Source organism: Leptothrix discophora (assembly GCF_030705305.1).
Classification (GTDB): Bacteria; Pseudomonadota; Gammaproteobacteria; order Burkholderiales; family Burkholderiaceae_C; genus Sphaerotilus; species Sphaerotilus discophorus.
On sequence record NZ_JAUZEE010000013.1, the window covers coordinates 32,810 to 51,315 of the forward strand.

The 18,506-nt window shown below is 71.1% G+C and carries 17 protein-coding genes; 7 read left to right on the forward strand and 10 right to left on the reverse strand.

The features are described 5' to 3' along the window. Positions 1-143 precede the first annotated feature (143 nt). Positions 144-899, forward strand: a complete 756-nt coding sequence (locus tag Q8X39_RS18425) for an RNA methyltransferase (RefSeq protein WP_305751159.1) — start codon at positions 144-146, stop codon at positions 897-899. 139 nt (positions 900-1,038) lie between these two features. Continuing rightward, positions 1,039-1,818, forward strand: a complete 780-nt coding sequence (gene cysE, locus Q8X39_RS18430) for a serine O-acetyltransferase (RefSeq protein WP_305751160.1) — start codon at positions 1,039-1,041, stop codon at positions 1,816-1,818. 49 nt (positions 1,819-1,867) lie between these two features. Here cysE and mog read toward each other — a convergent pair whose 3' ends face one another. Then, entirely contained in the window at positions 1,868-2,494 is a 627-nt protein-coding gene (gene mog / locus Q8X39_RS18435; protein WP_305751161.1) for a molybdopterin adenylyltransferase, read from the reverse strand. Beyond that, on the reverse strand, positions 2,487-3,182 hold the full coding sequence (gene yjgA / locus Q8X39_RS18440; protein ID WP_305751162.1) for a ribosome biogenesis factor YjgA: 696 nt from the start codon (positions 3,180-3,182) through the stop codon (positions 2,487-2,489). The genes mog and yjgA overlap by 8 nt, the downstream gene beginning before the upstream one ends. Before the next feature lie 161 nt (positions 3,183-3,343). Between yjgA and pmbA the strand changes: the two genes are divergently transcribed. The 4 genes from pmbA to Q8X39_RS18460 all read left to right on the forward strand — a co-directional run bounded on the left by pmbA (position 3,344) and on the right by Q8X39_RS18460 (position 7,785). Continuing rightward, positions 3,344-4,732 carry a metalloprotease PmbA gene (gene pmbA / locus Q8X39_RS18445; protein WP_305751163.1) on the forward strand — a complete coding sequence of 463 codons (1,389 nt, stop codon included), beginning with the start codon at positions 3,344-3,346 and terminating at the stop codon, positions 4,730-4,732. Between the two features lie 107 nt (positions 4,733-4,839). Next, positions 4,840-5,922, forward strand: coding sequence for a TRAP transporter substrate-binding protein (locus Q8X39_RS18450; protein ID WP_305751164.1), 1,083 nt, complete (start codon positions 4,840-4,842; stop codon positions 5,920-5,922). A gap of 139 nt (positions 5,923-6,061) precedes the next feature. Then, positions 6,062-6,955, forward strand: coding sequence for a DMT family transporter (locus tag Q8X39_RS18455; protein ID WP_305751165.1), 894 nt, complete (start codon positions 6,062-6,064; stop codon positions 6,953-6,955). A 41-nt stretch (positions 6,956-6,996) separates the two neighbouring features. After that, positions 6,997-7,785 (forward strand): SDR family oxidoreductase, encoded by a 789-nt coding sequence (locus Q8X39_RS18460; protein ID WP_305751166.1) that lies wholly within the window; start codon positions 6,997-6,999, stop codon positions 7,783-7,785. Here Q8X39_RS18460 and Q8X39_RS18465 read toward each other — a convergent pair. Next, positions 7,782-8,735, reverse strand: a complete 954-nt coding sequence (locus Q8X39_RS18465; protein ID WP_305751167.1) for a DMT family transporter — start codon at positions 8,733-8,735, stop codon at positions 7,782-7,784. The two genes, Q8X39_RS18460 and Q8X39_RS18465, sit on opposite strands and share 4 nt — an antisense overlap. Positions 8,736-8,975: 240 nt before the next feature. On the opposite strand from Q8X39_RS18465, the gene Q8X39_RS18470 reads away from it, so the two are divergent. Then, entirely contained in the window at positions 8,976-9,959 is a 984-nt protein-coding gene (locus tag Q8X39_RS18470; RefSeq protein ID WP_305751168.1) for a quinone oxidoreductase family protein, read from the forward strand. Between the two features lie 62 nt (positions 9,960-10,021). Here Q8X39_RS18470 and Q8X39_RS18475 read toward each other — a convergent pair whose 3' ends face one another. The 7 genes from Q8X39_RS18475 to Q8X39_RS18505 form a co-directional block, all read right to left on the reverse strand. Further along, positions 10,022-10,951: a DUF2189 domain-containing protein gene (locus Q8X39_RS18475; RefSeq protein ID WP_305751169.1), complete on the reverse strand. Its 930-nt coding sequence runs from the start codon at positions 10,949-10,951 to the stop codon at positions 10,022-10,024. 120 nt (positions 10,952-11,071) lie between these two features. After that, the gene (locus Q8X39_RS18480; protein WP_305751170.1) at positions 11,072-11,890 is read right to left on the reverse strand and encodes a PEPxxWA-CTERM sorting domain-containing protein; all 819 of its coding nucleotides are present in this window, start codon (positions 11,888-11,890) and stop codon (positions 11,072-11,074) included. A gap of 115 nt (positions 11,891-12,005) precedes the next feature. Further along, positions 12,006-12,548, reverse strand: coding sequence for a signal peptidase II (gene lspA / locus Q8X39_RS18485; protein WP_305751171.1), 543 nt, complete (start codon positions 12,546-12,548; stop codon positions 12,006-12,008). 90 nt (positions 12,549-12,638) lie between these two features. Beyond that, positions 12,639-13,184, reverse strand: coding sequence for a flavin reductase family protein (locus Q8X39_RS18490; protein WP_305751172.1), 546 nt, complete (start codon positions 13,182-13,184; stop codon positions 12,639-12,641). A gap of 156 nt (positions 13,185-13,340) precedes the next feature. Further along, complete coding sequence (locus tag Q8X39_RS18495; RefSeq protein WP_305751173.1) at positions 13,341-14,267, reverse strand: aldo/keto reductase; 927 nt, start codon at positions 14,265-14,267, stop codon at positions 13,341-13,343. A gap of 29 nt (positions 14,268-14,296) precedes the next feature. Then, positions 14,297-17,170, reverse strand: a complete 2,874-nt coding sequence (gene ileS / locus Q8X39_RS18500; protein WP_305751225.1) for an isoleucine--tRNA ligase — start codon at positions 17,168-17,170, stop codon at positions 14,297-14,299. A gap of 247 nt (positions 17,171-17,417) precedes the next feature. Beyond that, the gene (locus tag Q8X39_RS18505) at positions 17,418-18,467 is read right to left on the reverse strand and encodes a bifunctional riboflavin kinase/FAD synthetase (protein ID WP_305751174.1); all 1,050 of its coding nucleotides are present in this window, start codon (positions 18,465-18,467) and stop codon (positions 17,418-17,420) included. Positions 18,468-18,506: the final 39 nt, after the last annotated feature.

An 18,506-nucleotide genomic window follows, 5' to 3' on the forward strand; every position in this document is an offset into this window, starting at 1 on the left:
GGGCTGGCGGGGACAAAGAGCGCGGCGGGCGCGGGGGCCTGCCGAAGTGAGCGCGCGATTCTAGCCAAGCTGCTCAGGGTTCGCACTCATTTCCCGCCGTAGGATCCCGGGCCTCGCCCATTCTTCCCTTGCCGCACCTGCCGATGACCGACCTCGCCGCCGACCCGCCCGACCCGACCCGCATCGTGCTGATCCGCACCAGCCACCCCGGCAACGTCGGCGCCGCGGCGCGGGCGATGAAGGTGATGGGGCTGCGCGAGCTGGTGCTGGTGCAGCCGCGATTCCCGGACGTGCTGGTGCAGGAGGAGACCGTCGCGATGGCCAGCGGCGCGGCCGACATCCTCGTGCGCGCGCGCATCGTCGACAGCCTCGATGCGGCGCTCGAGGGCGTGCACCTGGCCTGCGCCACCGCGATGACGCCACGCGACTTCGGCCCGCCGACCGCCGCGCCACGCGAGCACCTGCCGACGCTGGCCCCGGCCGCCGCCGCCGGCGAACGCATCGCCTTCGTGTTCGGCAGCGAGCGTTTCGGCATGAGCAACGACGAGGTCCGGCGCTGCCAGGTCTGCCTGTCCATCCCGACCCAGCCGGACTACGGCTCGCTCAACCTCGCGCAGGCCGTGCAGCTGATCGCCTACGAGTGGCGCCTGGCGCTGGGCGGCTATCCGGTGATCGAGCGGACGAGGACGCCGGAGCGAGCCACGCTCGACGAGGTGCACGGTGCGCTCGAACACTGGCGCGGCGTGCTCGAACAGATCGGCTACCTCGACCCGGCCGCACCGAAGAAGCTGATGCCGCGCCTGCAGCTGCTGCTGGACCGGGCCGGGCTGACGCGCGAGGAGGTCCACATCCTGCGCGGCATCGCCCGCAGCGTTGCCGGGCGCGAAGGCGCGCGCTGAACGCGACGGCGCGGCCGGCCAGGGTCCATCCGGGGCTCACGCAGTCGCGCCGGGCGTGGGGTCGTTCTCGCGCCGGGCCCGATCGGGCCGGAAAGCTGCCCCTACACTCGTTGACGCTTTGCAGGGCCAAGAGATCACCATGTTCAGCCGCCTCCGAGAAGACATCACCTGCATCCTGGAACGCGACCCGGCTGCCAAGTCGCGCTTCGAGGTCCTGACCTGCTACCCCGGCCTGCACGCGCTGTGGATGCACCACGCCGCGCATGCCTGCTGGAAGCGCGGGCTGCGCTGGCTGGGCCGTTTCATCTCGCACCTGGGCCGCTGGTTCACCGGCATCGAGATCCACCCCGGCGCGACCTTTGGCCGGCGGGTCTTCATCGACCACGGCATGGGTGTCGTGATCGGCGAGATGGCCGAGGTCGGTGACGACGTGACGATCTACCAGGGCGTGACCCTGGGCGGCACCTCGCTGGTCAAGGGCGCCAAGCGCCATCCGACGCTCGAATCCGGCGTCATCGTCGGCGCGCATGCCTGCGTGCTGGGCGGCTTCACGGTCGGCCAGGGCGCGCGCATCGGCTCGGGCGCGGTCGTCACCAAGCCGGTGCCGGCCGGCGCGACGGCGGTCGGCAACCCGGCCCGCATCATCCAGGCCAGCGCCGACGCGCAGCGCGAGGAAGCCGCCGCCAAGATGGGCTTCTCGGCCTACGGCGTGACCCAGGGCGACGACCCGGTGGCGCAGGCGATGAAGGGGCTGATCGACAACGCGTCCGGCCACGAGCACCAGATCGCGCTGCTCTGGCAGGCGATCGAGAAGCTGTCGAGCCGCGCCCGCGAGCTGCCGGCCGACGCCTGCGTGCCGCAGGACGCCCACACCACCGAGGACTTCGACGCGGAGCGCCTGAACCGGCTGGTGCGCTGAAGGCCGTACCGAAGATCGTGCCGACGGCCTCGCCGGCCCGGCGTCCCGCTCAGCCGCGCGATGGCCGCCGGGCGGTCTTCGGACGAAAGGCGGCGAGCACGTTCTCGCGCGTTTCCAGGTAGGGACCGCCGATCAGGTCGATGCAGTAGGGCACCGCCGCAAAGATGCCGGGGCAGGGCGGTGTCGCGCCGGGCAGGCCTTCGAGCGTCTCGGCGATCGACTTGGGCTGGCCGGGCAGGTTGATGATGAGCGCGCGGCCGCGGATCACCGCCTCCTGGCGCGACAGGATGGCCGTGGGCACGAAGCGCAGGCTGATCTGGCGCATCTGCTCGCCAAAGCCGGGCATGACCTTGTCGGCCACCGCCAGCGTCGCCTCGGGCGTGACGTCGCGCGGTGCCGGGCCGGTGCCACCGGTGGTCAGCACCAGGTCGCAGCGCTCGACGTCGACCAGCTCGCGCAGCGTCGTGCTGATGCCGTCCTGCTCGTCAGGAATCAGGCGCGTGACCCAGCTCACCGGGTTGTGTAGCGCCCGTTCGAGCCACTCGCGCAGCGCCGGGATGCCCTTGTCCTCGTACACGCCGCTGCTGGCGCGGTCGCTGACCGAGACCAGGCCGATGCGGACCGGCTCGGGCGGCGGCAGGGCGTCGGGGCTGGAGGTCACGGACGCATCAGTCATCGTGGGTCGACCGCAGGCCGTCGTCGTCGTCGCGGGCGGCGCCCTCGGCGCCGGCCAGGGCCTCGCGCACCAGCTGGAAGATCTCGCGGTAGGCGCGGCCCTTGCGCTCGGGTGCGCCGTCGTGCGCCTGTGCAGCGGCGGCGGCCTGGGCATCCTTGCGGGCGCTGCGGATCAGGCTGCGCAGGGCCTGGGCATCGGTGGCCGGGTGTTCGGCCATCCACGCGGTCATCGCGTCGTCCGAGCCGATCAGGCGGTCACGCCAGGCCTCGGCCTCGTGCAGCGCCAGGGTCTCGCGGGCCGACGGGATGCGCATCGCGGCGACCGCCTCGCGCAGCGGTGCCGGGTCGATGCCGCGCATCAGCTTGCCGACGTACTGCCACTGCCGGCGCTTGCCCTCGAATGAGCGCGTGCGGGCCAGGTCGTCGAGCGCGTCGCGCAGGCCCTCGGGCAGGTCGAGTGCATCGAGCTTGGCCTTGGGCAGTTCGAGCAGGGCCTCGCCCAGCTCCTGGAGGTCGTGCGACTCCTTCTTCATCTGGGTCTTGCTGGGGCGGGCCGACCGCGGCAGGCGCAGCTCGGGGTTGAGCGCGACGGCGGCAATCTGGGCCGCGTCGCGGGCCTGGCGCTCGGCCTCGGCCTCGATCTCGGCGAGGTTGGGCGGGCTGAACTTGAAGGGTTTGCGGGGCGGCATGGAAAGGGCTTGAAAGAGCGGCGGCTATGATAAGTCGCAGGGCCTCCGGGGCCTCTTCAGGGCCGTCCTGCCCCCTGATGGGAACCCGCCAACCCGTGACGGCCCGGCGTCTCCCTGAGCGCTCACCAAGGCCCTTTCGAAGTCCTCGCCACGAAGCATTCATGACCGACTCCCAAGCTGCCGACGCCCGCGCCACGCACGGTTTTGCCTACACCCGCGAGCAGTTCCAGCAGCTGGTCGAGGACACCCTGGGCATCGCCCGCGAGCTGGGCGCCAGCGATGCGGGCGTCGAGGTCTCCGAAGGTGCCGGCCTGTCGGTCTCGGTGCGCAAGGGCGAGATCGAGAACGTCGAGCGCAACCGCGACAAGTCCATCGGCGTGACGGTCTATCTGGGCCAGCGACGCGGCAACGCGAGCACCTCCGACTTCTCGCCCGCCGCCTTGCGCCAGACCGTGCAGGCGGCCTACGACATCGCCCGCTTCACCGCCGAGGACAGCGTGGCCGGCCTGCCCGATGCGGCTGACCTGGCCACCGAGGCCGAGGCTGCGCGCGACCTGGGCCTGTGCCACCCGTGGCCGATCGACGCCGAGACGGCTGCGGCCATCGCGCTGCGCTGCGAAGGCGCGGCGCTGTCGGTCGACAAGCGCATCACCAACTCCGAGGGCGCGGCGGTGTCGGCCCAGCAGTCGCACTTCTTCGCCGGCAACAGCCGCGGCTTCCGGGGCGGCTATGCCAGCTCGCGCCATTCGATGTCGGTCTCCCCGATCGCCGGCCGCGGCCGCGACATGCAGCGCGACTCCTGGTACAGCTCGATGCGCGACGCGGCCGACCTGGCCGAGCCCGAAGCCGTCGGCCGCTATGCCGCCGAGCGGGCGCTGTCGCGGCTGAAGTCCCGCAAGATCAAGACCTGCGAGGTGCCGGTGCTGTTCGAGGCACCGATCGCCGGCGGCCTGCTCGGTGCCTTCGTGCATGCGACCAGCGGTGGCTCGCTCTATCGCAAGGCCAGCTTCCTGGTCGACAGCCTCGGCCAGCCCATCTTCCCCGAGCACATCGACGTGCGCGAGGACCCGCACGTGCCCAAGGGCAAGGCCAGCGCACCCTTCGACGACGAGGGCGTGCGCACGACGGCCCGCACGGTGGTGTCGGCCGGCGTCACGCAGGGCTATTTCCTGTCCAGCTACTCGGCCCGCAAGCTCGGCATGCGCACGACCGGCCATGCCGGCGGCCCGCAGAACATGACGCTGAGCAGCCGCCTGACGCGTCGCGGCGACGACCTGGCCGGGATGATCCGCAAGCTGCACCGCGGCCTGCTGGTGGTCGAGCTGATGGGCCAGGGCATCAACTACGTGACCGGCGACTACTCGCGCGGCGCGGCCGGTTTCTGGGTCGAGAACGGCGAGATCGCCTATCCGGTCGACGAGATCACCATCGCCGGCCACCTGCGCGACATGCTTAAGGGCATCGTCGCGGTCGGCGCCGACGTCTACAACGGCGGCAACAAGACGCTGGGCTCGATCCTGGTCGAGCGCATGACCATCGCCGGTCACTGAGGCGGTTCCCTACGCAATCTTGCGCAGGGGAAATCACCCGGCGGGGCGCTCCGGACGCCTTCCTAGAATCCGGTCATCCCTTCCTCGACACGATCAGGAGATCTTGAATGGAACGTCGTTCCTTTGTCCGTCAAGCCGGTCTCGCCGGCATCCTGGCCGCCGGTGCCGCCCCTGCGGTGGTGCACGCCCAAGCCAACATCCGCTGGCGCATCGCGTCGAGCTTCCCGAAGTCGCTCGACACCATCCACGGCGGTGCCGAGACCTTCGCCAAGAAGGTTGGCGAGATGACGGGCGGCAAGTTCCAGGTGACGGTGCATGCCGCCGGTGAACTGATGCCCGCCTTCGGCATCGTCGACGGCGTGCAGAACGGCACCGTCGAGGCCGGCCACACCGTGCCCTACTACTACTTCGGCAAGGACGAGACGTTCGCGCTGGGCGCGGCCATCCCGTTCGGCCTGAACAGCCGCCAGATGACCTCGTGGATGTTCGAGGGCAACGGCCTCAAGCTGATGCGCGAGTTCTACGCCGCCTACGACATCATCAACTTCCCCTGCGGCAACACCGGCGCGCAGATGGCCGGCTGGTACCGCAAGCCGATCAAGTCGATGGCCGACGTCAAGGGCCTGAAGATCCGCATCGGCGGCTTCTCCGGCAAGGTCATGGAACGCATGGGTGGCGTGCCGCAGAACATCCCTGGCGGCGAGATCTACCAGGCGCTCGAGAAGGGCACCATCGACGCGGCCGAGTGGATCGGCCCGTACGACGACCAGAAGCTCGGCTTCAACAAGGTCGCCCCGCACTACGCGTACCCGGCCTGGTGGGAAGGTGGTCCCCAGATCGACCTGTTCGTCAACCGCAAGGCCTACGACGCGCTGACGCCCGAGTACAAGGCCATCGTCGAGGCGGCGGCGACCTACGCCCACGTCGACATGCAGGCCAAGTACGACGCCAAGAACCCGATGGCGCTCAAGCAGCTGGTGGCCAACGGCACCAAGCTGTTCCGCCTGCCCAAGGACGTGATGGACGGCGCCTTCAAGGCCTCGAACGACCTGTACAACGAGATCGGCACCAAGAACGCCAACTGGAAGAAGGTCTACGCCGACTTCGCCAAGTTCCGCGCCGAGCAGAACCTGTGGTTCCGCTTCGCCGAGCAGGGCTTCGACCAGTACATGCAGTCGCAGAAGCTGTGATCGGCTGACCGGTCCGCCGGTCACCGCACGAAGGCCGCTGTCCCCGGACCGCGGCCTTCGTCGTTTCAGGGCGCTGCCTAGAATCGCCCGCATGCAGACGTCATCCGGTGCAGCCGAGGCCCGATCGAGCACCCCACCCATGCCCCGCCCCGTGCCGCGCCTGTGGCCGGGCCTGGCCTTCGCGCTGACGGGCTCGATCGCCTTTTCCGGCAAGGCCATCATCGTCAAGCTGGCCTACCGCCACGGCGTCGATGCGGTCACGCTGCTGATGCTGCGCATGCTGTTCGCGCTGCCGCTGTTCCTGGGACTGGCCTGGTGGGCCGGACGCGGCAAGCCCGCTCTGACCGCGCGCGACTGGCGTGTCGTCATCGGCCTGGGCTTCTGCGGCTACTACCTCGCGAGCTTTCTCGACTTCGCCGGCCTGGCCTACATCAGCGCCAGCCTGGAACGCCTGATCCTCTACCTCAACCCGACGCTGGTGCTGCTGCTGGGCCTGGTGCTGCATGGCCGGCGCATCGGCCGCACGCAATGGCTGGCTCTCGGCGTGAGCTACATCGGCGTGCTGAGCGTGTTCGGCACCGAGCTGAGCCTGCAGGGCGAGCATGTGCTGCTGGGCGCGGCGCTGGTGTTCGGCAGCGCGGTGAGCTATGCCTGCTACATGTTCTTCAGCGGCGAGGAGGTGCGCCGGCTGGGCTCGTTGCGCCTGACCGGGCTGGCCTCGACCGTCGCCTGCGCGCTGTGCATCGGCCAGTTCCTGCTGCTGCGCCCGGTCGCCGGCCTGCAGGACGTCGCACCGCAGGTCTACGCGCTGTCGGTGCTGAACGCGACCGCCTGCACCTTCGCGCCGGTGATCCTGGTGATGCTGGGCATCGAGCGCCTCGGTGCGGCGATGGCCGCCCAGTGCGGCCTGATCGGCCCGATGAGCACGATCCTGATGGGCATCGTGCTGCTGGGCGAACCCTTCACGCCGATGCTGGCGGTCGGCACGGTGCTGGTGCTGGCCGGTGTGTGGCTGCTGGCCCGCTCGCGCTGACGACGCCGGACGGGACCGAAGACTTCAAGGAAGACAGGACGATGGATCTGGGACTCGTGGGCAAGTGGGCGCTGGTGTGCGGCGCCAGCAAGGGACTCGGGCTGGGCTGCGCGCAGGCGCTGGCCGCCGAGGGTGTCCACCTCGTGATCACAGCGCGCGGTGCCGAGGCGCTGGAGGCCGCCGCGGCCGGGCTGCGCGCGCGCCATCCGGCCATCGAGGTGCGCACCGCGCCCGGCGACATCGCCAGCGCCGAAGGCCGTGCGGCGGCGCTGGCGGCGGCGCCGCAGGTCGACATCCTCGTCAACAACGCGGGCGGACCGCCGCCGGGCGATTTCCGCGACTGGGACCGCGAGGTCTGGCTGCGCGCGATCGACGCCAACATGCTCACGCCGATCGAGCTGATCAAGGCCACCGTGGACGCCATGGCCGCGCGCGGCTACGGGCGGGTGCTCAACATCACCTCGGGCGCGGTCAAGGCGCCGATCGACATCCTGGGCCTGTCCAACGGCGCGCGCAGCGGCCTGACCGGCTTCGTTGCCGGTCTGGCGCGGCAGAAGTCGCTGGCCGCGCGCGGCGTGACGATCAACAACCTGCTGCCCGGCGCCTTCGACACCGAGCGGCTGCGCGTGACGATGGAAAAGTCGGCGGCGCAGGCCGGACGCGAGGTCGAGGCGATCGCCGCATCCCGCCGTGCCGGCATCCCGGCCGGACGCTTCGGCGAGCCGGCCGAGTTCGGCGCGCTGTGCGCCTTCCTGTGCAGCCCGCTGGCGGGCTACATCAACGGCCAGAACCTGCTGATCGACGGCGGGGCCTACCCCGGCACCTTCTAGCCGCCGCGCCGCAGCGACGACACCGCGATGCCCGCGACGATCAGCGCGAAGGCCGCCCCGTGGTACGCCTGGGGCGCGTCGCCCAGCATCGCGGTGGACATCAGCGCGGCGAACAGCGGCGTCAGGTTGGTGAAGATGCCGGCCGTGGTCGGTCCGGCCTGCGCCACCGCCTCGCCCCAGAACTTGTAGGCCAGCAGCGACGGGCCGATCGTGATGTAGGCCAGCGCCACGGCCACTGCGGGCGTCCACTGCGGCACGCGGTCGGTCAGCGTGGCCTCGACGCCAGCCGAGGTGGCCGACCAGACCAGCCCGAACAGCGTCTGCACCAGCAGGTATTCGGCCCAGTTCCAGGTTCGCGGCTGGCCGTCCGCGCCGATCACGCGAGGCCGGTTGGCCGGCTGCATCGACGCGGGCGGGCGCACCAGCAGCCAGCTGTAGCCGGCCCAGCAGGCCGCCGCGGCCAGCATGAACAGGTCGCCCTGCACGAAGTGGATCTGCGCGAGCTTGGACCAGTCGCCGCGGCTCAGCACGGTGGCCACGCCGGCCAGCGACAGCGAGGCACCGACGACCTGGCGCGCCTGCGGCTGTTCATGGAAGAAGACGAAGCCGACCAGCAGCATCCACAGCGGCATGCTGGAGGCGATCAGCGTGACGTTGATCGGCGTGGACGTGGTCAGCGCCAGGTACTGCAGCGCGTTGTAGGCGCCCACGCCGAGCAGGCCGACCAGTGCGAGGTAGCGCCAGCGCGCGCGGATGTCGGCGCGGCCCTGGGCCGTCGCGATGGCGCGGCGGCCGATCACCAGCAGCACGATCGCCACCGTGGCCCAGCGCAGCAGGTTGAGCAGCAGCGGCGGCACCAGCGGAACGGTCAGCCGTCCGGCGATCGCGTTGCCGGCCCACAGCAGCGGCGGCACGGTCAGCATCAGGGTCAGGCGCGGGGTCAGCTTCATGGGGATGCGCCGGGCGCGCGAAAGGGGCACGCACCGGCCGACGGGGCAGGGGCGCGCATCGTAGCGGCGCCGGCTTGCGGCCGTCCGCTGTCGCCGGCGTGACGGGCCGGAGGCAGGGCCGTCGCGAAGGTGATGCGTCACGGGCGCGGCCTTGGCCTATGCTGACGCGTCGCGCGGCGAGGCGCGCAGACGCCGGTCTCCGGCACCCGCTCCATCCACACCAAGACCCACGAGGAACACATGTCCCGAGCCATCCAGATCCAGGCCTTCGGCGGCCCCGAGGTGATGCAGGTTGTCGACCTGGACGTCGGCGAGCCCGGCCCCGGCGAGGTCCGCATCCGCCACCATGCGGCCGGCCTGAACTTCATCGACGTGTACCAGCGCACGGGCCTCTACCCGAACGCGCTGCCGCTGTCGCTGGGCATGGAAGGCGCGGGCGTGGTCGAGGCGGTCGGCGAGGGCGTGACCCACCTCAGCGCCGGTGACCGCGTGGCCTATGCCAGCCAGCCGCCGGGCAGCTACTGCGAGGTCCGCGTGATGCCCGCCAGGTGCGTCGTGCAGCTGCCCGACGGGATCGACTTCGAGACCGGCGCGGCCATGATGCTCAAGGGCCTGACGGTGCAGTACCTGCTGCGCAGCACCCAGCCGCAGGGTGGCCTGCAGCCCGGCGACTTCGTGCTCTTCCATGCGGCGGCCGGTGGCGTCGGCCTGATCGCCTGCCAGTGGGCCAGGGCGATGGGCCTGAACCTGATCGGCACGGCCGGCTCGGACGAGAAGTGCCAGCTCGCGCTGGACCTCGGCGCCAGCCATGCGATCAACTACCGTACCGGCAGCTTCGTCGAGCAGGTCAAGGCGATCACCGGCGGGCGCGGCGTCAAGGTGGTCTACGACTCGATCGGCAAGGACACCTTCGAGGGCTCGCTGGACTGCCTGTCGCCCTTCGGCCTGCTGGTCAACTTCGGCAATGCCTCGGGCCCGGTGTCGGCCTTCAACCTGGGCGTGCTGGGTGCCAAGGGTTCGCTCTACGTGACCCGCCCGACGCTGTTCACGCACATCGCCACGCGCGAGCGCACGCAGGCCATGGCCGACGACCTGTTCGGCATGGTCACGAGCGGCGCGGTCCAGATCCGCATCGACCAGCGCTACCCGCTGGAGCAGGTCGCCCAGGCCCATCGCGACCTGGAAGCGCGTGCGACCACGGGCTGCAGCGTGCTCACACTCTGACCGGCTCTGACCGGCGGTCACCGGCGGTCACCGGCTCTGACCGGTCGTGACCGCCTGACGGTTCAGGCCGTGCTGCCCGGCAGGCTCGGGTCCGGTCGCACGGCCGAGCCGGGCAGTTCATCCGCCGATTCGGGCGGCTCGACCGACCCGCGGTAGGCATGCCAGCTGGCATGGCCCAGCACCGGTCCGACCACCAGCAGGCCCAGGAACCACGGCAACAGCGCGGCCACCACCGCGATCACCAGCAAGGCGCCCCACCACAGCATCACGCCGGGCTGGGTCAGCACCAGGCGCAGGCTGGTCAGCCCGGCGGTGATGGCGTCGACGCGGCGGTCCAGCATCATCGGGATGCTGATCACGCTGACCGCGAAGATCAGCCCGGCGAACAGCGCGCCGACGCCGACGTAGGCGACGATGAACCCGATGTTCTCGGGGTTCAGCAGCGCCAGCAGCGAGCCCTTGAAGTCGGGCATGCCGTCGAAGCTGACCGCGAAGACCACCAGCGAGGCGCGGCCCCACAGCATCTCCAGCACCAGCAGCACGAAGCCGAAGATGGCCATCTGCGCGGTGTGCTCGTCCCAGGCGGTCAGCGCGTCACCGAAGTCGGGACGCTCGCCGCGCTCGAGCCGGCGGCTGACCTGGTACAGGCCCATGCAGATGAAGGGCCCCATCAGCAGGAAGCCTGCGGAAAGCGCCAGCGTCCAGGCCGGCGCCTCCTGGAACACCTTCAGCAGCGCCCAGCCCATGCCGGTGAAGCACAGCCCGAAGAACAGGCCGATGCCGGGGTGGCGAACGAAGTCGCGCCAGCCGAGCGCCAGCCAGCGCGGCGGATCGGACCAGGCCAGGGGCTTCAACCGGATCGGCGCGGGGGGCGGTCCCGGCGGCGGGGTGGCATCCGCGGCGGCTTTGGCCGAGGGTTCGACGCGCGGGTCGGTGGCCGTGTCGATGGCGGTGTCGGTGGCGGTGTCGGTGGCGGTGTCAGCGGCAGACATGCGGGTGGCGGCAATCGTGATGCACTGCACCATAGGCGCAGCGATCACGCTTGAACAGCCGGGCTGACACCGAGCACCGGTGCGGCCTCATGTCGCCTTCAGGGTGGACCGGGCGCTCGCTCAGGGCGTGGCGGCTGGGCGCACGGCGCGCCGACGCCGGGCCTGCCAGCCGACCACCGTCAAGCCGGCCAGCATCAGCGCCCAGGTCTCGGGCTCGGGCACGGCGGTGACGGGCGCTGCTGGCTGGGTGGTCGGTGTGGTCGGCGTATTAGGCGTACCAGGTGGATTGGGCGTGGATCCTCCGCCGCCCAGGCCGCCGATCGGACCGGTGATGCCGGTCGGCGTCGTCTGGGCGCGGCGGGCGAAGCCGTCGTTGCCGTCCAGGTCCAGCGGCGTGGGCGAGCCGAAGCCGCCGCCGTCGGTGACCGGGCCGCTGCTGCCCTCGTCGAGCTGGGCGAAGACTTGCGGTGCGCCCGCACCCGGCGGATCGATGACCAGCTCACCCGGATCTTCCTGCGGCGGCGGCTGGCGTCCGGCGACACGGTCCTGGCGAGCCGGCGCCTGCGCATCCCGCGCCGGACGCGGTGCGGCGGCACGGACGGCGCGCGGAGCAGCCTGCGCCACGACGGGTTCCTGCCCGGCCGGACCCTGGACCAGCGGCGCACCCAGGCCGGCGCCTCCGCCACCACTGACTGCGCCACCGACCGCGCCACCGCTGGCGACCGGCCCGGCCCCGACGCCGTGGCTGCGCTTCATCAGGCCGTAGCCCAAGGTGCCGGCGGCCAGCAGGCCGGCCAGCAGCCAGAACAGCATCAGGCGGCGCTTGCGGCGCTCCCGCTCCTCCTGTCCGGCCAAGCCGAGGGGTGTCTGGAAGACGCGGGCATCCGCGGCGCGCGGACGTGCGGCGCCACCGGTGTTCGAATTCTGGGAAAGGCTCACGGGCGTTCCTCTTGACTGCGGTGGAACGAGACAGATGTGAGCGATGTTAGGAACTCGTGCCCGGATGCAACAGACTTCATTCCGGGGGGTGCGCAACGGCCCCTGGCCGTCCGGATCAGCTGCGCCGCACCCGCCGCAACTCGTCGATCACCAGCGCGATCGCGCCGCCGGTGATGGCACTGTCGGCCACGTTGAAGGCCGGGAAATGGCCGCCGGGGAAGATGCCGGCGAGGAAGTCCCAGTGGACCTGCACGAAGTCGATGACGTGGCCGTGCCACATGCGGTCGATCACGTTGCCGACCGCACCGCCGAGCAGCAGCGTCAGCGCCAGCGAGAACAGGCGCTGGCCGGCATGCGCGCGCAGCAGCCAGATGAACAGGCCGGAGGCGAGCAGGCCGATGCCGGTGAAGAACCAGCGCTGCCAGCCCGAGGCCTGCGACAGGAAGCTGAAGGCCGCGCCGGGGTTGTGAACCCGCACGAGGTTGAACCAGCTGGTGATGGTCACGCTGTCGCCATGTGCAAAGCGGCCCACGATCAGCACCTTGGTGAACTGGTCCACCACGATGATCAGCAGCGCGAGCGCCAGCCAGGTGCTGAGTCGCGTGCCACCGGCAGGGGCGCGGCGGGTGGTCGAGGTCGTCTTCTTCGGCGGCGGCATGGAGCGGAGGTCGGGCGACCGGCAGGCGATGCCGGCGCGTTGCAAAGCGCGCTACTTTAGCGGCGCGTCGTGGCGGTCCCGCAGGACCGGTCAACCCTGTGGCGTGACGTGGCCGAATCGGCGCTGGGCATAGACGAGGCTGCTCGCGCCGCTGGCGGCCCCGGCCGCGCCAGGCGCACCGAACTCGCCGATGCTGCCGATCAGGATCTCGTGATCGCCCGCGCGCAGCACCTCGTGCAGGCCGCAGTCGAACCAGGCCAGCGCGCCAGCCAGCCGGGCCCGCCCGCTGGCCAGGCGCTCGATGCCGATGCCGTCAAAGCGTTCGGCCTGCGTGCCGCTGGCGAAGCGACGCGCCAGCGCGGCCTGTTCGGGTGCCAGCACGTTGACGCAGTAGCCGCCGCCCTGGGCCGCCGGCCGGGTGAAGGCGGCATGGCTGGACGAGCCTCGGTGCAGGCACCACAGCACCAGCGCCGGGTCGAGCGAGACGGTCGTGAACGAGCTGCAGGTCATGCCCCAGTCGTGGCCGTCGTGGTGGGCGGTGACGATCACCACGCCGGCGCTGACGCAGGCCATGGTGTCCTTGAGGGCTTGCAGGCGTGCGGCCTGGACCAGTTCCTGCGGCGGCACGGGGTTCATGGGGGGCTCCATCGGCGGATATACGGGGGGGACACAGGCGGGACACGGGCGGGATCGTGCGGGACACGGGCGCGATCGTTGCGGGGCTGGGGGCAAGGCGGGCGACATCATCGCAGCGACGCCCGGCGCGCGTGTGGCGGCGGGATTGGCGGCCGTTCAGGGCACCTCGTGGCCGCAGGCCAGCGTCCACAGCTCGAACCAGCTCTGGCGGTCGAGCGTGACGCGGCAGGCGTCCGACAGCCGCGCGATGCGGTCGAGCCGGTTGGTGCCGGCCACCGGCAGGATGCCGGCCGGGTGCATCAGCAACCAGGCCAGCGCGACCGCGTCGGCGCCGACGCCGAACTCGTGCGCCAGCCGCTGCAGCGCCGGCTGGAGCCGCGCGCCGATCGGCTGCTGCGCATCGAGCAGCGCGCCGCCGCCGAGCGGCGACCAGGCCATCGGCCGGATGCGCTGCTGCTGCAGGAAGGCCAGCTGGCCGTCGGTCCAGGGCGCACGCGCGGCCAGGCTCAGCTCGATCTGGTTGGTCACCAGTGGATGCTTCATGCGCGAGGCCAGCAGCTGGAAGTCGTGCGGCAGGAAGTTGGACACGCCGGCTGCGCCGATCAGGCCCTCGTCGACCAGCGCATCGAGCGCCGCGCCGGTCGCATCGGCGTCCATCAGCGGATCGGGCCGGTGGATCAGCAGCAGGTCTAGCCGCTCGACGCCCAGCAGCGCCAGCGTGCGCACGACCGAGGCACGGACGTGGGCCGGCGTGGTGTCGTAGAACTTCAGCCTGGGCTGGCCGTGCAGGCCGCCGGGGATCACGATGTCGCACTTGCTGACCAGCTGCAGCCGCGCCTTCAGGTCCGGCCGGGCCTGCAAGGCGGCGCCGAACAGGGCCTCGCAGCGGTGGCCGCCGTAGAGGTCGGCATGGTCGAAGGTCGTGATGCCCTGGGCCAGGCAGGCGTCGATCTTGGCCGCGACGTGGGCGGGCGAGGTGTCGGCATCGTCGGCCAGCCGCCAGACGCCGTAGACCAGACGGCTGAAGGCCGGCAGGCTCGGGTGCAGCGTGACGCGGGGGACCTGGACATCAGGGTGGCTCATCGGATGATCCTGTCGAGGGGTGCGCCGCTTCAGGCGATGGTCCGGACTTCGCCCGGGCCTTCGAGGTTGCTGACGCAGCGGCCGCAGACCGTCGGGTGCGCGGCATGCGTGCCGACGTCGTCGCGGTAGTGCCAGCAGCGCTCGCACTTGGTCGCCGTGCTGGGGCTGACGCGCACGGCCAGGGCCTCGGCGTCGACCACCTCGGCGGCCGAGGTGATGGTGACGAAGCGCAGGTCCTCGCCGAGCGCACGCAGCAAGGCGGCGTCCTCGGCGGCGGCCTCGATGCGCAGGACCGCCTGCAGCGACGCACCGACCGCGCCGGTGGTGCGCACCGCCTCGATCTCCTTGTTGGCGAGGTCGCGGATCTCGCGGATGCGGCCCCACTTGGCCAGCAGGGCTGCATCGACCGTGCCCAGGTCGGCCCAGGTCTCGGTGTAGATCGTGCCGCTGCTGCGCGCTCCGGCGAAGATCGCCCAGGCTTCCTCGGCGGTGAAGCTCAGGAAGGGTGCCATCCAGCGCAGCATCGCGCCGGTGATGCGCCACAGCGCGGTCTGGGCCGAGCGGCGCGCATGGCTGTCGGCGGCGGTGGTGTAGAGCCGGTCCTTGAGCACGTCGAGGTAGAACGCGCCCAGGTCTTCCGAGCAGTAGACCTGCAGCTTGGCGACCACCGGGTGGAACTCGTAGCGCTCGAAGTGGCCGAGGATGTCGGCCTGCAGCTCGGCCGCTCGGCTCAGCGCGTAGCGGTCGATCTCCAGCAGTTCGCTCGCCGGCACGCTGTGCACGGCAGGGTCGAAGTCGCTGGTGTTGGCCATCAGGAAGCGCAGCGTGTTGCGGATGCGGCGGTAGGCATCGACGACGCGGGCGAGGATCTTGTCGTCGATGTTGAGGTCGCCCGAGTAGTCGGTCGAGGCCACCCACAGGCGCACGATCTCGGCGCCGAGCTTGCTGGTCACGCTCTGCGGCTCGACCGTGTTGCCCAGGCTCTTGCTCATCTTGCGGCCCTGGCCGTCGGTGGCGAAGCCGTGGGTCAGCAGGCCGCGGTAGGGCGCGCGGTCGTACAGCGCGCAGCCCAGCAGCAGCGAGCTGTGGAACCAGCCGCGGTGCTGGTCATGGCCTTCCAGGTAGAGGTCCGCTTCCGGCCCGCTGTCGTGGTGGCTGGCGCTGCCGGGGTAGGCCCGGGCATGGCTGCCGCGCAGGACGTGCTGGAAGGTCGAGCCGGAATCGAACCAGACCTCCAGGATGTCGGTGCTCTTGGTGTAGTGCGCGGCATCCTCGGCGCCGAGGATCTCCTCGGTCGTCACGCGGCTCCAGGCCTCGATGCCGCCGGCCTCGACGATGTCGGCGGCCTGGTCGAGGATGGCCATGGTGCGCGGGTGCAGCTCACCCGAATCCTGGTGCAGGAAGAAGGGCACCGGCACGCCCCAGCTGCGCTGTCGGCTGATGCACCAGTCGGGCCGGTTGGCGATCATGTCGCGCAGGCGGCTGCGGCCGTTCTCCGGGTAGAAGGCGGTGTGCTCGATGGCCTCCAGCGCCAGCTGGCGCAGCGTCTTCGGGGCCTTGTCGGACGTGAACACGCCCTCGCCCTCGTCCATGCGGATGAACCACTGCGCGGCGGCGCGGTAGATCACCGGCGTCTTGTGGCGCCAGCAATGCGGGTAGCTGTGGGTGATGGCCTGGGTGGCCAGCAGGCGGTCGCTCTGGGCCAGCACCTCCAGGATGCGTGGCACGGCCTTCCAGATGTGCTCGCCGCCGAAGAAGGGCAGTTCCTCGGCATAGACGCCGTTGCCCTGCACCGGGTTGAGGATGTCGTCGTAGGCCAGGCCGTGGGCGACGCAGGAATTGAAGTCGTCCACGCCATAGGCCGGCGCCGAGTGCACGATGCCGGTGCCGTCGGCGGCGGTGACGTAGTCGGCCAGGTAGAGCGGCGAGCGGCGCCGGTAGCTGTACTTGCCACCCTGTTCGGCGCTGACGGTGTCGTGCAGCGGGTGACGGAAGACCAGGCCGCGCAGCGCCTCGCCCTTGGCGGTGGCGACGATGTCGCCTTCGAGGCCGTAGCGGGTCAGGCAGGCCTCGACCAAGCTGGCGGCCAGCAGCAGCAGGCCGCGCGGCGTGTCGACCAGCGCGTAGTCCAGCTCCGGGTGCGCGTTGAGCGCCTGGTTGGCCGGGATGGTCCAGGCGGTGGTGGTCCAGATGACGGCAAACGCCTTCTTGCTGCCGCTGGCCAGCGACTCGGGCAGGGCGGCCAGGCCGAAGGCGCGGGCCAGCGCGGCGGCATCGTCGGCCTCGAAGGCGACGTCCAGCGTGTCGCTCTTCTTGTCGGCGTACTCGATCTCGAACTCGGCCAGCGAGGAGCCGCAGTCGAAGCACCAGTAGACCGGCTTGAGGCCGCGGTAGACGAAGCCGCGCTCGATCACGCGCTTGAAGGCGCGGATCTGGCCGGCCTCGTTGGCCGGGTCCATGGTGCGATAGGGCATCTCCCAGTCGCCCAGCACGCCCAGGCGCTTGAAGTCCTCGCGCTGCTGCGAGATCTGCTCGGTCGCGTAGGCCCGCGATTTCGCCTGCATCGCGTCGCGGCCGAGGTTGCGGCCATGCAGCTTCTCGATCGCGTTCTCGATCGGCAGGCCGTGGCAGTCCCAGCCGGGGATGTACTGCGCGTCGAAGCCGGCCAGCTGGCGGCTCTTGACGATCATGTCCTTGAGGACCTTGTTGAGCGCATGGCCGATGTGCAGCTTGCCGTTCGCATAGGGCGGGCCGTCGTGCAGCACGAACAGCGGTGCGCCCTGGCGAGCCGCCCGCAGGCGCAGGTAGAGGCCACCGTCGCGGCCACCCGCGTTCCAGTCGGCCACCCAGGCGGGCTCGCGCCTGGGGAGATCGCCGCGCATCGGGAACGGCGTGTCGGGCATGTTCAGCGTGGCGCGGTAGGCGCCTTGCTCGGCACCCTTCTCGCTGCGTCCGGCCTTGTCGGCGGCGGGCTTCGGGGCGTCTTGCGGGGCAGATTGGGTCATCGCGACTCGCGCCACCTCGGGTGGCGCGCCTGGTCAGGGAGATACGGGAAGGGAAGGGCGGCGAGGGCGATGCCGGCAGGCAGCGTCCCGGTTCGGGCTGCGGCAGCCGCTGCGATCGGGTCGATCGGAGCCGGCTCCGGGACGTTCAAATTCGGTCGCGCGTGGTCTGGCGGCGCTCGGCCGCGTGGCCTGCGGTCGCCGCATCGCGGGCGAACCATGCGCGGGCCTGCGCCACATCGTGGTCGATGGCGGCGGTCAGGGCTTCGAGGCCGTCGTAGCGGGCCTCGTCGCGCAGTTTTTCGAGCAGTTCCACACGCACGATTTTACCGTAGCCCCCCTCGCGGCCCAGGCTGGCGGGCCAGTCCAGGCAGTAGGTCTCCAGCAGCACCCGGCCGGCATCCTCGACCGTCGGGCGCACGCCCAGGCTGGCCACGCCGTCCAGCGGCCTTTCGTCCAGGCCGTGCACGCGCACGACGAAGATGCCCGCTGCGGCCGGCTTGCCGTGCGGGAAGCGCACATTGAGCGTGCGCAGGCCGTCGGCCGCGCCGATGCGCGTTTCGCCCAGCGTGCGGCCAAGCTTCTGGCCGTGCACGACGTGGCCGCTGATGCTGTACGGACGGCCCAGAAGCTGCGCGGCGCGGCCCATGTCGCCGGCCTGCAGGGCCTCGCGCACCGCCGAGCTGGACACGCGCAGGCCGTGCACCTCGTAGCTCAGCATGCGGGCGACGTCGAAGCCGCCCCGCGCGCCAGCCGCATCGAGCATGGCGTAGTCGCCGGCTCGCTTCGCGCCGAAGCGGAAGTCGTCGCCGACCAGCACGTAGCGGGCGCCCAGCGCACGCACCAGCACGTCGTCGACGAAGGCCTGGGGCGACTGGCTGGCGAAGGCGGCATCGAAACGCACCAGCACGACCTGGTCGATGCCGCAGCGCTCCAGTTCGGCGAGCTTGTCGCGCAGCGTCGCGATGCGGGCCGGTGCCTTGCCGGGATGACCGCTGGCGGCGGCGAACCAGTCGCGCGGGTGGGGCTCGAAGGTCAGCACGCAGCTGGGCAGGCCACGGTGACGGGCCTCGTTGCGCAGCAGCGCGAGCATGGCCTGGTGGCCCCGGTGCACGCCATCGAAGTTGCCGATCGTGAGGGCGCAGGCCGGGGCCAGGCCAGGTGGATGCCGGTGTGGATGACCACGGAGAACTTGCATGGGGCGGGATTATCTGGCCCGTCCGGGATGATCGACGTC

Coding starts and splice junctions, on each gene's coding strand:
- cysE (WP_305751160.1), top strand. CDS start 1,039: ATGTTCAGCCGCCTCCGAGAAGACATCACCTGCATCCTGGAACGCGAC.
- Q8X39_RS18495 (WP_305751173.1), bottom strand. CDS start 14,267: ATGAGCCACCCTGATGTCCAGGTCCCCCGCGTCACGCTGCACCCGAGC.
- Q8X39_RS18465 (WP_305751167.1), bottom strand. CDS start 8,735: ATGAAGCTGACCCCGCGCCTGACCCTGATGCTGACCGTGCCGCCGCTG.
- Q8X39_RS18470 (WP_305751168.1), top strand. CDS start 8,976: ATGTCCCGAGCCATCCAGATCCAGGCCTTCGGCGGCCCCGAGGTGATG.
- yjgA (WP_305751162.1), bottom strand. CDS start 3,182: ATGCCGCCCCGCAAACCCTTCAAGTTCAGCCCGCCCAACCTCGCCGAG.
- Q8X39_RS18490 (WP_305751172.1), bottom strand. CDS start 13,184: ATGAACCCCGTGCCGCCGCAGGAACTGGTCCAGGCCGCACGCCTGCAA.
- Q8X39_RS18425 (WP_305751159.1), top strand. CDS start 144: ATGACCGACCTCGCCGCCGACCCGCCCGACCCGACCCGCATCGTGCTG.
- lspA (WP_305751171.1), bottom strand. CDS start 12,548: ATGCCGCCGCCGAAGAAGACGACCTCGACCACCCGCCGCGCCCCTGCC.
- Q8X39_RS18450 (WP_305751164.1), top strand. CDS start 4,840: ATGGAACGTCGTTCCTTTGTCCGTCAAGCCGGTCTCGCCGGCATCCTG.
- ileS (WP_305751225.1), bottom strand. CDS start 17,170: ATGCCCGACACGCCGTTCCCGATGCGCGGCGATCTCCCCAGGCGCGAG.
- pmbA (WP_305751163.1), top strand. CDS start 3,344: ATGACCGACTCCCAAGCTGCCGACGCCCGCGCCACGCACGGTTTTGCC.
- Q8X39_RS18505 (WP_305751174.1), bottom strand. CDS start 18,467: ATGCAAGTTCTCCGTGGTCATCCACACCGGCATCCACCTGGCCTGGCC.
- Q8X39_RS18475 (WP_305751169.1), bottom strand. CDS start 10,951: ATGTCTGCCGCTGACACCGCCACCGACACCGCCACCGACACCGCCATC.
- Q8X39_RS18455 (WP_305751165.1), top strand. CDS start 6,062: ATGCCCCGCCCCGTGCCGCGCCTGTGGCCGGGCCTGGCCTTCGCGCTG.
- mog (WP_305751161.1), bottom strand. CDS start 2,494: ATGACTGATGCGTCCGTGACCTCCAGCCCCGACGCCCTGCCGCCGCCC.
- Q8X39_RS18460 (WP_305751166.1), top strand. CDS start 6,997: ATGGATCTGGGACTCGTGGGCAAGTGGGCGCTGGTGTGCGGCGCCAGC.